Consider the following 14,064-nt stretch of genomic DNA (forward strand, 5'->3'; position numbering starts at 1 on the left):
TCTCTCCCCCTTGCATCACTCAACCGCCACAACAAATCCGCCGTCAAACGAATACAAATAGCATTCCGCCACCGGCGCGCGCCAAATTTGCTCGATGGCCCGCCGATACAAGCGCATTTGCGTCCCATAGCGGCCAAGCAGAAAACGCGCCGCTTCTTCCTTTTGTCCGGCAAAACGGCGGGTTACTTCATCGGTTTTATAGTCGATCATCACATAGCCGCATTCGTCGGCAAACACGCAATCGATCACCCCTTGCACAAGGACGCGCCGTCCCTTCTCCATCCCTTCACCGCCGTAGAGTTCATCTGCCGGAAGCCCCAAGCCGAACGGCACTTCACGGTGCACTTCGCGTGCGGCGCAAAGTCGGCGGCCAAGGTCGGCAGCGAAAAAGGCGGCGATCGCCGCTATGTCGACCGCTTCGGCTTGTTCTGACGACAGCAGCTCTTTTTCAACAAGGCGGGCGATTTGACTGCGGATCGACGATTCATCAAGCGGCGCTTGCAAATCAAGATGGCGCATGACGATATGGAGCGCCGTCCCTTTTTCAGCCGGCGTCAACGTCTTTTCCTGCATGAAGCGCGGCCGAGAAAACACCGGAGCCGTCCCTTGGCGCGGCCGCCATTCGTCCACTTGCTCACCAAAGAGCGCGCGATGTTCTTTGAGTTCTGACACCGATTGCTTGGCGCGCACGGCCGTTTCTTTCTCATACGAATACCGCCACAACAAGCGGCGTTTGACCTCCTTCTGCCACCCTCCTTCTACGGGAACGGGTCGCCCTTGTTCGAGGGCAAGAAGCACGCCGCCATCCATCTCCTCCCTCGCAGCCTCTTCGCCGCGCAAATCGGCGGCCGTCACGATGGCGATGCGCCATACAGACGGGTGGGAGGCGACCTCTTCAGGCGCCTTCGTTCCCGCAAGCGCCCCCCCATCACGATGACGGATGAGCGCCCGGCCGATCCAATCCAAGTAGGAGCGGGCCGAAGCCCGCACATCGTCGGGGAGAAGCCACCCGCGTTCCGAAGCAGCGCTTTTCCATTTTTCAATCTCCTTGGCCGCATCGTTGACCGACGCCAACAAATACAGCTTCTCTTTTGCCCTTGTGAGCGCGACATACAAAATGCGCATCTCCTCAGCGAGCAGTTCAAGCCGCTTTTTCGTTTGGATGGCCAACAGCGGCAGCGTCGGATAACTGATGCGCAGCCGCGGGTGGACAAAGCGGGCGGCAAAGCCCAGCTCTTTATCAAGCAAATATGGGTGATGCAAATCGCGCGTATGAAACGAACGCGCAAGCCCGGCGAGAAATACGATCGGAAATTCCAATCCTTTGCTGCTGTGAATCGTCATGATGCGCACGACGTCTTCCTGCTCGCCGAGCGGCCGAGCCGCCCCTAAATCGTCGCCGCGCTCTTGCAGCCGCTCGATAAAGCGGAGAAAACGGAACAATCCGCGAAACGACGTCGACTCGTACTGCCGTGCGCGGTCGTACAAAGCGCGCAAATTCGCCTGCCGCTGCCTGCCGCCTGGCAGTGCGCCGACAAAATCGTAAAATTGCGTATCGCGGTACAGCTGCCAAATAAGGTCAGCTAATGAGCGGCGGCGCGCCATCGTACGCCAGCCCTCGAGCCGCTCTAAGAAAACCGCCGCTTTCCTTTGGGTGTTGGCCTCTTCTTCCGTTTCCGCCGGCTTTTGCCGAAATGAACAGAGCGCTTCATAAAACGTGCCTTTTGGATCGGCAAGGCGAATCATGGCGAGTTCGTTCTCGTCAAAGCGAAAGAGCGGCGACCGGAGCACCGCGGCGAGCGGAATGTCTTGGTGCGGGTTGTCGATTACTTTTAACAGCGAGAGCATGACGGAAATTTCCGTCGCCTGAAAGTAGCCGGACGATAAATCCGCGGCCGCCGGGATGCCTTGCGCCTGCAACTGCTCGATCATCTGCGGCGCATTCGTCATCGAGCGGACAAGGATGACGATGTCACGGTACATGGCGCGCCGCGGCTGCCCGCTCGAACGATCGTATACATAAAACGGAGCGGAAACGATCTCTTTGATTTTTTTCGCCATCAGCCGCGCCTCGAGCTCCGCCGCTTCCCATTCAGCCGCTTCCTCTTCGTCCTCTTCTGCCGCACGCTGCCGGTTGATGATCATGACTTCCGGCGCCGCATCCTCCCTTTCCGGGTAATCGGCGCCGTATTTCAACTGCGCCGCTTCGTCGTAAACCATTTCGCCGACGGTTTCCCCCATGAGTTGCGCAAACAGAAAATTCGTCCCGTCAAGCACTTCGCGGCGGCTGCGGAAGTTGCTCGCGAGATCGATTTTCATCCCCCCTTCTTCTCCGTCGGTGGTGAATCGTTTGTATTTATCCAAAAACAGCATCGGCTCGGCAAGGCGGAATCGGTAAATCGACTGTTTCACGTCACCGACCATAAACAAATTGCCTGTTCGTTCGCTCCCTTTTTTCACCATCTGCAAAATCGCTTCTTGAACGAGGTTCGTATCTTGATACTCGTCAACAAGCACTTCATCAAACTGCGCCTGGTATTCCAAGGCGGCGGAGGAAGGCTGCCATTCGCCCGTTTCTGGATCGCGCCGCCGCAAAATATGCAAACAATAATGTTCCAAGTCAGAAAAATCAACGATGCCTTTTTCCCGTTTCGCCGCTTGGAACATGACGGCAAAACGGCGGACGAGGGCAGCGATCGTTTCAACGATCGGCTTCATTTCCCGCATATGGCGGAGCCAAACGGATGGATCGAGCGAAAACACATTGTCGCGCAGCGCTTCCATTTTCTTTTTCGCCTGATCGCGCAGCGACTTTGTTTCATCGATCAGCCGCCCGTCATAATCCTTGCCGCGGCAAGCCGGCAGCCGCCCAAACGACAGCGTCTTGAGCGCGCGATGCAGCTCAGCCCACGGCCCGGAAAGTTGCGCCTCTAACTTGGCGATCATCTCCAGATCTTCGCGCAGCCGCTCCACGTACGGACGCGGTCCACCCGGTTCTTCCGCAAGCTCAAGCGCCCTTCGGATCAGCCGTTTGGCCGCCGCCAGCTCCATCGCGGCATGTTGCGCGATATAGCGGGCTGCTGGCAGCGTCTTTATATCTGTTCGTTCGTCAACATCATACTTCGAGGTCAAACCCGCCAACCATTCATCTGGTTCCGGATGGGAGCGGGAAAATTCATAAAGGGACACAATCATCTCCTGCAGCTCCGCATCGCTCCGGTCGCCCGTATAGGCATCCACGACAGCAAAAAACCGCTCGTTGTCCGGCTTTCCGTATTCCTCCTCGAGCAGCTCTTCAAGGACATCCTCTTTCAACAGCTCGATTTCCGTTTCATCCGCGATGCGAAACGATGGATCCAAATCAAGCAAATAGTAATATTTGCGAATGACATCCAAGCAAAAGGAATGGAGCGTCGAGATCGCGGCACGAGGAAGCAGGCTGAGTTGACGCCGCAGATGGAGCGAATGCGGACGTTTGGCCAATTCCCGCTCAAGCGCCTCGCCGATTCTCGCTTTCATCTCTGCCGCAGCCGCGTTGGTAAAGGTGACGACAAGCAGCCGGTCGATATCGACCGCTCCTTCTTCCGCCGTCACTTTTTGGATGATCCGTTCGACGAGAACGGCCGTTTTTCCCGATCCAGCCGCGGCGGCGACGAGAATGTCCCGGCCGCCGGCGGCGATCGCCTTCCATTGTTCATCCGTCCATCGGCTCCCAACCGGCTTCGGACGAATCGTGGCGTTCATCATTCTTCCTTCCCTTCCGCTAGTTTTTCCATGACCGCTTCCTTCGTCTGCGGAGCAAGCTTCCGGTATTCGTTGCCGGAGAGTGCCTCATCAAATTGGCAGACCGGTTTGAAGGCGCAAAACTCGCACGCCGTTTTGTCTTTCAACTTGTACGGGGCGATCGACACGACGCCGTCGGCGATTTGCCCGCCGATGTCGATGAACAAGCGGCGGACATGCTCGCGGAGCGCGGCAAAGTCGGATGGACTCGCCACCGATGAACGCGAATGGATCGACCCGCTTTTCGTGAGCTGAGCAGGCACAATGAGTGACCATTGTCCGTCTTCCGTTCGTCTGTCCATCAGCCGGATCGCCTCGACATCAGCTAGCAACAGCCCGCGCATCCGAAACGGTTCCAGCAGCTTTTTCGCCATTTCCACCTCATCATCCACCCATTGCTTCGCTTGAACGATCGGATTGTGGATGTGAAAATAAAGCACCCCGGCTGGCAAAGCTGGCTGCCCGACAAGCTGTTCGGCATACGTCAGCACGATGTCCAGATAGGTGAGCATTTGCAGCGCCAGGCCGTAATATACTTCCGTCAAATCGAGCGTTTTCGCGCTCGATTTGTAATCGATGATGCGAAGAAGCACTCCTTGGCTGCTTTCCGCTTTATCGACGCGATCGATCCGCCCAACAAGCTCCATCACTGTTCCGTCGGGCAGTCGAAACCGAAGCGGCGGCAGGTCGCCATTGGGGCCGAATGACAGCTCAAGCCCGATCGGAACGAAACCGCTCGCCCGCGCATGCTCACTTAACACATGGGTTGTACGGGCAACGACATGTTTCAATTTTCGTTTCATATATTCATAGCGATGAGAGCTTGAGAGCACTTGCTGCTGGATGAGCGGGACGATTCGCTCGACCGCTTCGGCCGACAGCCGTTCACAGTCTGGTCTTGACAATTCGCGCCAATCAAGATGCTGTTCGCGCAGCCGGTCGGCGATTTGCTTGATGGCGGCATGGAACAATTGCCCAACATCTGGCGCCTCAAGTCGGAAAACGTTGCGTTCTTTCAACCGCAGCCCGTGCGATGCGAAATGGGCGTACGGGCATTTTTGAAACTGCTCCATGCGCGAGACGCTCGCCTGAATTTTTTGGCCATACAGCCGCTGGCTCCACTGTTTTTTGAGCGGCGTCGCTCCGTTTGTATAAAAGAGCGCGGAGACGGCATGCCGCACCTGCTCCTTCCAGTCCCGATGGCCGATGAATGTGTTATACACATCCCACCAAAGCGGATCGATGCCGTAGTTGCGCTTCCATGCTCGGAGCTGGCTGATCAAATACGTTTGCGTCGCCCGCGGCGCAGTCACGAACGCCTCTGCTTTTTCTGCCGGGGCGTCGAACGGGTCGTTGCCGCACAGATGCACCGGCGCATGCGGAAACAGTTCCGTAAGCTGCTTGATGAGCAGCGACGGCATCAACGCTTTCCCTTCCCCATCAGCAAGCGGATATGTAACATACAGCCGCTGGCTTGGACAAACAAGTGCCAAGTAGACAAAAAATGGGTCATAAAACAGCTGCTCCCGCCCTCCCGGAGCGAGCGCCACCCCCAACTCACGCAGATGCTCGCGCTCCACTTCCGCCATCAGCCCGTCTTCCTTCACTTTCGCTGGAATAACGCCATCGTTGGCGCCGATGACGAACGCATACTTGATGTCAATCAAACGAGAGCGATCAAGCTGAGCGACGATCACCTGGTCCATCGCCGGCGGCACAAGGGAGAACTCCAACCGATCGAGCCCAGCTTCGATAATCTTGACAAACTCAGCGAGCGGCAGTGATTCTGTCCCGAGCATTTCTACATATTGGTCAAGCAAATCGACGACGGCGTTCCACGCCTGTTCATGCTGGCGCGCTTCAACGAGGCGGCCGTCCGCTTCCGCTTGCGCGCTCATTTTCTCTAGTTTTTTTGGAATCTGCAATTCTTCCAAAAACAGATATAATGCCATACAAAACCCGCGTCCGTCCTCCGCCCGGCGCAGGCGGCGCTCCAACCGGCGAAGCGGAGCGGCCAACGCCTCACGCCATTCATTGAGCTTGTCCTCAAACTGCCGCTCTTCGTCCGTCTGTGGTGCGTTCAAACCTTCAAGCGCCTGATAGCGCCGATACGTCCAGCGCTCATTGTTTGTCCACTTATCTCCTTTGATTCCGTAAGCAAGCACATAGTTTTCGAGCTTGTCGGCCGCCTCGCGCCACATGACCAAGTCTCCGTCGGCCGGAAAAAGCAAATCCGTTTTCACCGCCCGAAACACTGCTTCATATCGCCAGCGCGTCACGACCGTCTCTAAGGCAGCGCGCACGAGTTCAATGAGCGGGTGGTGGTGCATCGGTTCTTTTTCATCCATAAAATACGGGATCCCAAAATCAAAAAACACCGTTTTCACCAGATCGCGGTACGCCTCCGTCTGGCGGATGATCAGCGCAATGTCGCGATAGCGCGCCCCTTCATCGCGGACAAGGCGGATGATTTCGCGTGCGACCGCCTCGATTTCCGCTCGGCGATTGGACGCCTCATAAAGATGGACGGCATCGGTCTTTGCACCATATGGAAGCAACGGGCGGCGGTGAAATTGCGCCTCAAGATGAACGAGCGCCCTGTCTTCATGGCGGAGGTTGGCCGAAAGCACGATCGGCTCTTCGATCGCAATCTCATTGCTTAGCGCCAACTCCCTCAGCTGGCGGTACGTTTGCGCCGGCAAATAAAAGAGATGAAGTTCGTCCGGCATTCCGTCGTCATACGGACGGTCGATCGTCAAACAAACGGTGACGCGCCGGCAATGGCGAAGAAGCTGTTCGATGATCATATATTCTTGCGGCGCAAAATGATGAAAGCCGTCGATGTAAATATCGGCATCCCGCAAATAACTTGAGCGCGGAATATGCTCAGCGAGCAAGCGCAAATAATCTTCCGAATCAAGATAGTGGCCGATAAGACTCCGCTCAAGTTCCTCATACACGAGCGCCACATCGTTCAACTTGTCAGCGAGCAAGCGTCGGCCCGGCTGGTTTGGCCCATCCTCGAACGCCTCGGCATGTCGGCGGAGTTCGCCCGGCGTCAGGCAATACCGTTTGCATTCGGCGATCATTTCGTTGAGCTGCTCGATAAAACCATGTTTGTCCGCCGCGCGGCCAAACAGTTTCAGCTCTTGTTTGCGCTGCTCAATAATTTTGCGGATCATCATCTGCACGCCAACATCATGAATGTGGTACCGGGTCATGCCGCCTGTTTCCTGCAGTACGCGCCAAGCGAGGCGGGTGAAGCTGAACACTTGGGCGCGAATCATCCCGCCCACTCCCTCGGTATGTATCAACGCGTATTCGCATTGAAATGTCATTTGCTCCGGAACGAGATAGACGATCGCCCTTCCTTTTGGATCCTCTTGCAGCTGGCGGCGAATTTCTGCAAGGCAGACAGCCGTTTTCCCGCTTCCCGACCGCCCGAGCAAAAACCGCAGCGACATTGTATCCACCACCATTCGTTTCCTTTATTTGTTTTATTTTAGCACATACGTTCGCTTTTGGGAAGAAAAAACGCCCTTCCGGCTGCGGGTTATATGGAGGCAATCTGAAACGTTAACGTTTGTTTCTTTTTGTGAAGCCAGCCGACATGTCAGCGACTGTCGGACGACTGAACAACCTCGCTTCGAAGGATCCATTTATTGGTCTCCGAAGCTTCAATTCGTTATAGAAGCGGAAGACTTCTTTCGAGATGAAGGTTAAAACTGAAAGGCGAACTGTTTAAACGGCCAGTAGCGAAAGTCCACCTTGCCGACAATTTTGTTGATTTTGACAAACCCAAAATGGCGGCTGTCCCAGCTGCTAAGCCGGTTGTCGCCAAGAACGAAAATGCAGCCGGGAGGCACCCGTGTTTTCCCGGTCACCTCCTCAAGCGTAAAATCCCCGGTCAGCCTGCCGTCAAGCAGCTTTTGCTTATACGGGCGCAAATACGGTTCGTCAACTTTTTTTCCGTTGATATACAAGATGTCATTTTTGTACGCGATCCGATCGCCAGGCAGGCCGATAACCCGCTTGACGTAATCTTCGTTTTTGTTGGCGTGAAAAACGATAATATCGAACCGGCGAATAGGCCCGATGTCATAGGAAAGCTTATTGACGATCAACAAATTGCCGCTCTCTAGCGTCGGCATCATCGATTTTCCTTCCACCACGTAATTGCTGAACACGAACAACCGAAGCGTGGCAACAACGCAAACGGCAACAAACCATGGCCATCGGCGGCCTCGTTTTTCTTTTTGCTTGGTCACTCCCCGCCCTCCTCGCCGCCTTGTTCTTCCGTCAACGAAAATCGCGCTTCCACCCGTTTTCCGGCGTACCAAAGCAACAGAACGACTGCGGCGATCATCGCTGTGCGCAGCGGCTGACGGATGAGCGCCTTCAAGTCATAGCCGATAAAACTGATTGTAAACACCATGATCATCTTTCCTAGCAGCACCGCCAATATAAACTGCTGGCGGCTGATGCGCGACAGTCCGGCGACAATATTGACAAGCGCCGACGGGGTGAACGGAAAGCAATACAATAAAAACAGCGGACCAAATCCATGTCGCTCAATCCAATGCATAAACTGCCGCACTTTGGGATGGCGGCGGACAAAATGAAAAAATCGCTTTTGTCCCACCTTCCGCGTCAGCCAAAACACGATGAGCGAGCCAAGTGAAGCACCTAGCCAAGAGATAAGAAACCCTTTCCATAGTCCAAACGCCGCTGCGTTCGCCATCACGAAGACGAACATGGGCAAAATGGGAAAAAACGACTCAAGCAACGTCGCTGCGATGCCGGGAAGCACGCCGAAAGAGCGGTATTGTTCGAGCAGGGAAAGGATGCTGTCGAGCGTGAACCATTGTTTGATTGTTTCCATATCCATGTCTATTCCCCATTCAAATGCCGTTTATATTTTTTATTTTACACGTCCAGACGCTTAATTTGAACTCATCTTTCGGAAAAACCATTTTTATCAATTTGTTCAGCTAACTCTGTTTTTCTTGCTGCATGCGAAATATGTATTGGAGTTTGCGCTCTCTCGCTTCCATCCGTTCGGACAGTTTCGTCCGGAGTTGCGCCGTTTTGTATAATTGATTGATAAACGATTTGTAGGAAACGTCGAGGAGTACGCTTTTTCCGTTGCGGAAATAAACAACGGTCCGCTCATATTTGGCAGGCTCATACTGGCAGACATGGATGTGCGAAAGCCAAACGCAGCGGGAATCGCGTGGAGAGGCGGTTGGAAATACGTAAATTTCATTGGCTGGTTCGATGGCAATCGGCGCTTTATGGGTGATGCCGATGACAGCTTTTGTCCCTTCTTTTCTCCCTTGAAAGCTGCTTCCGTAGTAATCGCAACTATGTTTAATAATGTCAATGGGCGTCTGTTTGATGATATATTCGCCGTCCTCTTCAATGACTTTCGCGTATACATCGCTGTTGACAAAGTACGGGAGAACCGCCATCGTATAACGGCTTACGACGAAATGTTTCAGCACAATGAACTCATTGACTTTCATCCGTTCATCTCCTCCCATGATCAACTGAATCACTACTCCTATCATACCATTAGGAGTCATATTTTTCTATATTTTGAAAAAAGTTAACGAAAAAACCCATGACGAATGTCATGGGGGATGTCAGGAGTTTTCAAACGTTTGACCGATCTCTTTGGCAGCCAAATATTCATTCGCCTGTTCCAAGGCGGTATGTTCGCCGACGGAGTCGCCAGCATACGTCTCTTCATTCATCGACCATTGCTCAAAATGAAGATCCGTGCTGACGCGAAACTCAGCAGGCATCAACTCCGGCAGGTCGCCTTGCTTCTTTTCCATCACATCGCCTCCTTGTACTCCATAGGATGCGTCATTTTTTCCTTATTATGCGATGGAAACAAGGTGGCTGTTCGTCTCAAACAAAAAAGCGCCCGGCCAAGCCGGGCGTCCCTTTGCTGATGATCGGCATTAGATGGCTGTAAACTGCTCCTCTTCGGTCGATCCTTTCAAGGCGACTGTTGACGATTGGCCGCCGGAGATCACTTGGGCGACTTCGTCGAAATAGCCCGTGCCGACTTCGCGCTGATGGCGCGTCGCCGTGTATCCGTACCTCTCGGCGGCAAATTCCGCTTGCTGCAACTCGGCGTACGCCGCCATGCCGCGTTCTTTGTAGCCGCGCGCCAGCTCGAACATGCTGTAGTTGAGCGCATGGAAGCCAGCCAAAGTGACAAATTGAAACTTGTATCCCATTTTGCCGAGCTCTTGCTGGAAGTTGGCGATCGTTTCGTCGTCCAATTTTTTCTTCCAGTTGAACGACGGAGAGCAGTTGTACGCCAGCAGCTTGCCTGGGAATTTTTCATGAATGGCTTCGGCAAACCGGCGCGCCTCATCCAAATTCGGCTCACTCGTCTCGCACCAAATGAGGTCGGCATACGGCGCATAGGCAAGCCCGCGGGCGATCGCTTGATCCAAACCAGCTCTTGTGCGGTAGAAGCCCTCCGGTGTCCGCTCGCCGGTAATAAACTCTTGGTCGCGCGGGTCGATGTCGCTTGTGATCAAGTCAGCCGCGTTCGCGTCGGTGCGGGCGATGAGCACCGTCGGAACCCCCATGACATCGGCGGCCAACCGCGCCGCAATCAAGTTGCGAATCGCCGTCTGCGTCGGCAAAAGCACTTTGCCGCCTAAATGGCCGCATTTTTTCTCCGATGACAGCTGATCTTCAAAATGGACGCCAGCCGCTCCGGCTTCAATCATTGCCTTCATGAGCTCAAAGACGTTCAGTTGGCCGCCGAACCCCGCCTCAGCGTCAGCGACGATCGGCACAAAGTAGTCCACGTCCCCGCTGCCTTCTAAGTATTGAATTTGATCCGCGCGCTGCAACGCTTGATTGATTCGCTTGACGACATGCGGAACGCTGTTGGACGGATACAGACTTTGGTCCGGATACATCTGCCCAGCGAGGTTGGCATCGGCCGCCACTTGCCAGCCGCTTAAATAAATCGCCTTCAAGCCCGCTTTCACTTGCTGCACCGCTTGATTTCCGGTCAGCGCGCCAAGAGCCGCGACATAATCCTCGGTATGAAGCAGCTTCCACAGTTTTTCCGCTCCGCGCCGAGCGAGCGTATACTCGATATCCAGCGAGCCGCGCAGTTTAATGACATCCTCAGCGCTGTACGGACGGACGATCCCTTTCCAGCGCTCCTCATTTTTCCAACTTTCTTCTAATTGCCGGACACGTTCAGCAAATGACGCCATGTTTCCTTCCCCCATCTCCCTATTGTTATACTACATTGTTTTCATTTACGATTTTATTATATAACAGAAAAACAAAAGTGCAAGCCTTTTTTTGAAACTTTTTTCAATTGGGAAAATGGTCGTATATTGTTCATAAACATCGCGATTTTTTCGTTAATCTTTTTGATATGATCATATTAAGGAGTGATGAATGGTGAAAAAATGGTATACGTTAGCTACCCTTCTTGTCATCATCGGCATCAGCGTCGGCATCCTGTACTTTGCTGTCTACCAGCCATCGACGATGCGGCTTCCAAATGACGTGACGATGGAAACAGCATGGGGAAAATCATACGAGTTTGGCGACCTTCCGCCGAAAGTGCGGCTTGTCGAGTTTATTTACACAAACTGTCCGGATGTTTGTCCGAACACGACAGCGCAAATGGCAAAACTGCGCGATCGTTTGAAAAAAGCCGGGGTATTTGGGAACAAGGTGGAATTCATCACGATCACGATCGACCCAGCGCGCGATACGAATGAAAAACTGCAAACATATGCCCGTACGTTTGGAATCACCAGCGACGGGCAAGGGTGGGTGTTTTTGCGCGGCAGTGAAGCGGACACGAAAAAAGTAGCGGATGCCTTCCACTTTCAATACCGCGACCCGGGCAACGGCATGATCGTACACACGACGTTCGCCTACTTGCTTGGCCGCAACGGGCGTGTCGTCAAACAAATCGGCATGGGGACATCTCAATTTCATGTCGATGAGGTATATGAGGCGATTATGGAGGAATTGTCATAAGTTTGCATAGCTGTCGCAAAAGGAAAAGAGGAAGCGATGTCCGCTTCCCTTTTTAACCAAACAACGAATACAGACTGAGCGCCGCAACCGCCGCAAGCACAACGACCATGACGTTCGCCCCAAGCCAAGCAGTGATGACGGCCGCCGCAAAACCGATGACACCGAACCAAAGATCATCTTGGAGGAAAAAAACGTCAGGAATAATGAGCGCCCCAAGCACCGCATACGGCACATTTTTCAGCACTCCTTGCCAAAACGGCGGCAGCTCGATGCCGCCGAGCAGCACAAACGGCAACAGGCGCGGCAAATACGTCACGACCCCCATGCCGATGATCATCCATACGATCGTGCTATTCACCGCCGTTTCCCCCTTCCTTCGTCAGCCATTGGACGATGATGGCCGACAACAATGTAGCCAAAACGATCGACCAGCCTTTCGACAAGTGAAGAGCAAATGTGCCGATCGAGTTAAATAAAGCCGACAGCCCCGCCAGCCAGACAATTTTCCGCTGCTTTTTCAACGCTGGAACGAGCAGACCGATAAACATGGCATACAAGGCAATGGACATACTTTCTTGCAAACTTTCCGGCAAACCGGCCCCAGCCGCATAACCAATGCCCGAGTTGACGACCCAACTGCCATACGCCATGGCAATGAGCCCAAACATATATGCGGCGTTGATCATTCCTTCTTTCATCGCCGCCACCGAAAACGTCTCATCGGTAATGCCAAAGGCGTACAGCGCTTTTTTCCAAAACGCGTCCGGCTCAGCCTTTTCATTAAGGGACGCCGACATTAAAAAATGGCGAATGTTCAATATGAATGTCGTCAACACGATTTCAAACGCCCCGGTGCCAGCGGCAAGCAGGCTTAACGCGATATATTGCGAGGCGCCAGCGAAGACGGCGATGCTCATGAGCACAGTCTCGGCGAACGTCAGTCCGGTTGTTTTGGCGAGCAACCCAAACGCCAGCGCGATCGGCATATAGCCGATGGCGATCGCTACTCCTGCTTGCACCCCTTGGCGAAACGGCGCCATCTTGCCGGCTGCCCATGTCGTTTCCATCCATTCATCCCCTCCATTTGACTAGATTGATAACTCTATTGTCTAAAAATTCCCCTCATTTCGCAACCCGAACGTCCATCTATCGTTTCCGCTCACGCCAAACACGAGACAAATGCAGAGAGAGGCCAATCTATGATATAATCAAACTGATTCATGATTGACGGCAACAGAAAAAGGGGGCACGTCCGTGTCAGTGAAACCGGTATGTATTAACCGACCGCGGCATTTTCCGTTATGAACAAGTCACGTACCCGATGGAAGAGCGCGGCTTGCAATTTGGCGATGGCGTCTATGAAGTCGTCCGCTTATATAACGGGATATATGTTTGGCTTCGCGAGCATCTTGACCGGCTGTACCGTTCAGCGGCCGCCATTCGCCTATCCGTTCCGTTTGGTTGCGAAGAGCTCATCGAACGGCTTGAGGAGCTTCGCCGCCTCAACGATGTGCAGGAAGATGCGATTTTGTATTTGCAAGTGACGCGCGGCAGCTTCCCGCGCAACCATGCGTTCCCAGCCGAAAAACGCCCGAATTTGTACGCCTACATCCAGCCGATAGCGCGGAAAACCGAGGAAATGACGTACGGTGTGCGCGCGATTTTGACAAAAGATGTCCGCTGGGAATATTGCTATATCAAAAGCTTGAACTTGCTGCCGAACGTATTGGCTAAACAGGAAGCGGTCGAGCGCAGGGCGTTTGAAGCGATTTTCCATCGCGACGGCGTCGTAACCGAAGGCAGTTCGTCAAACATTTTTCTTGTTAAAAATGAAACGGTGTACACTCATCCGGCCACCGCACGGATTTTAAACGGCATCGTCCGCACGAAAGTGAAGCAGTTTTGCGCCGAGCTTAGCATTCCATTTGTCGAAGAAGCGTTTTCCACCGCCGACCTTGCCAAGGCGGACGAACTGTTTTTAACGAGCACGACGTCAGCGATTATCCCGATCATTCAAGTCGACGAAACAGTGATCGGAAGCGGCGCCCCGGGGGCGGTGACGAAGGCGCTGCAAGCCGCTTACCGACAAGCGACACAACCGTCAGCCAAAACGATTTGACCGGCCGACCGAACAGAAGGGGCTGACCCAAAAGCGTCAATCCTCCCAAACGAAATACTATATATTGTGTTATTTTAATTATTTTTATACTATATATAGATATAAAAAAGAGTGTCCCGATC

11 protein-coding genes are annotated in these 14,064 nt (G+C 53.6%); 2 read left to right on the plus strand and 9 right to left on the minus strand.

All coding sequences use genetic code 11. The annotated features are described in order from the left end of the window. Positions 1-15: 15 nt before the first annotated feature. The 7 genes from addA to aceA all read right to left on the minus strand — a co-directional run bounded on the left by addA (position 16) and on the right by aceA (position 11,039). The gene (gene addA, locus BJQ97_RS13675) at positions 16-3,744 is read right to left on the minus strand and encodes a helicase-exonuclease AddAB subunit AddA (RefSeq protein ID WP_160157623.1); all 3,729 of its coding nucleotides are present in this window, start codon (positions 3,742-3,744) and stop codon (positions 16-18) included. Further along, the gene (gene addB, locus BJQ97_RS13680; RefSeq protein WP_328718655.1) at positions 3,744-7,247 is read right to left on the minus strand and encodes a helicase-exonuclease AddAB subunit AddB; all 3,504 of its coding nucleotides are present in this window, start codon (positions 7,245-7,247) and stop codon (positions 3,744-3,746) included. Before addB ends, addA begins: the two co-directional genes overlap by 1 nt. Before the next feature lie 255 nt (positions 7,248-7,502). Further along, a complete protein-coding gene (gene lepB, locus BJQ97_RS13685; RefSeq protein WP_044732177.1) occupies positions 7,503-8,051 on the minus strand; it encodes a signal peptidase I in 549 nt (182 codons plus the stop codon). Beyond that, positions 8,048-8,671 (minus strand): TVP38/TMEM64 family protein, encoded by a 624-nt coding sequence (locus tag BJQ97_RS13690; RefSeq protein ID WP_044732178.1) that lies wholly within the window; start codon positions 8,669-8,671, stop codon positions 8,048-8,050. Before BJQ97_RS13690 ends, lepB begins: the two co-directional genes overlap by 4 nt. A gap of 103 nt (positions 8,672-8,774) precedes the next feature. Then, entirely contained in the window at positions 8,775-9,308 is a 534-nt protein-coding gene (locus BJQ97_RS13695) for a competence protein ComK (protein WP_160157624.1), read from the minus strand. 120 nt (positions 9,309-9,428) lie between these two features. Next, positions 9,429-9,623, minus strand: coding sequence for a hypothetical protein (locus BJQ97_RS13700; RefSeq protein ID WP_160157004.1), 195 nt, complete (start codon positions 9,621-9,623; stop codon positions 9,429-9,431). Between the two features lie 129 nt (positions 9,624-9,752). Next, positions 9,753-11,039: an isocitrate lyase gene (gene aceA, locus BJQ97_RS13705; RefSeq protein ID WP_160157005.1), complete on the minus strand. Its 1,287-nt coding sequence runs from the start codon at positions 11,037-11,039 to the stop codon at positions 9,753-9,755. A gap of 193 nt (positions 11,040-11,232) precedes the next feature. Between aceA and BJQ97_RS13710 the strand changes: the two genes are divergently transcribed. Further along, positions 11,233-11,823: an SCO family protein gene (locus BJQ97_RS13710; RefSeq protein WP_407066457.1), complete on the plus strand. Its 591-nt coding sequence runs from the start codon at positions 11,233-11,235 to the stop codon at positions 11,821-11,823. A gap of 52 nt (positions 11,824-11,875) precedes the next feature. On the opposite strand, the gene BJQ97_RS13715 is transcribed toward BJQ97_RS13710, so the two are convergent. Both BJQ97_RS13715 and BJQ97_RS13720 read right to left on the minus strand, forming a co-directional pair. After that, on the minus strand, positions 11,876-12,181 hold the full coding sequence (locus BJQ97_RS13715) for an AzlD domain-containing protein (protein ID WP_160157007.1): 306 nt from the start codon (positions 12,179-12,181) through the stop codon (positions 11,876-11,878). Then, a complete protein-coding gene (locus BJQ97_RS13720) occupies positions 12,174-12,890 on the minus strand; it encodes an AzlC family ABC transporter permease (protein ID WP_160157008.1) in 717 nt (238 codons plus the stop codon). The genes BJQ97_RS13715 and BJQ97_RS13720 overlap by 8 nt, the downstream gene beginning before the upstream one ends. Positions 12,891-13,144: 254 nt before the next feature. Here BJQ97_RS13720 and dat point away from each other — a divergent pair, with 254 nt between their 5' ends. Continuing rightward, a complete protein-coding gene (gene dat / locus BJQ97_RS13725; protein WP_236567276.1) occupies positions 13,145-13,942 on the plus strand; it encodes a D-amino-acid transaminase in 798 nt (265 codons plus the stop codon). Positions 13,943-14,064 lie beyond the last annotated feature (122 nt).

The organism is Geobacillus sp. TFV-3 (assembly GCF_009901865.1).
Classification (GTDB): Bacteria; Bacillota; Bacilli; order Bacillales; family Anoxybacillaceae; genus Geobacillus; species Geobacillus thermoleovorans_A.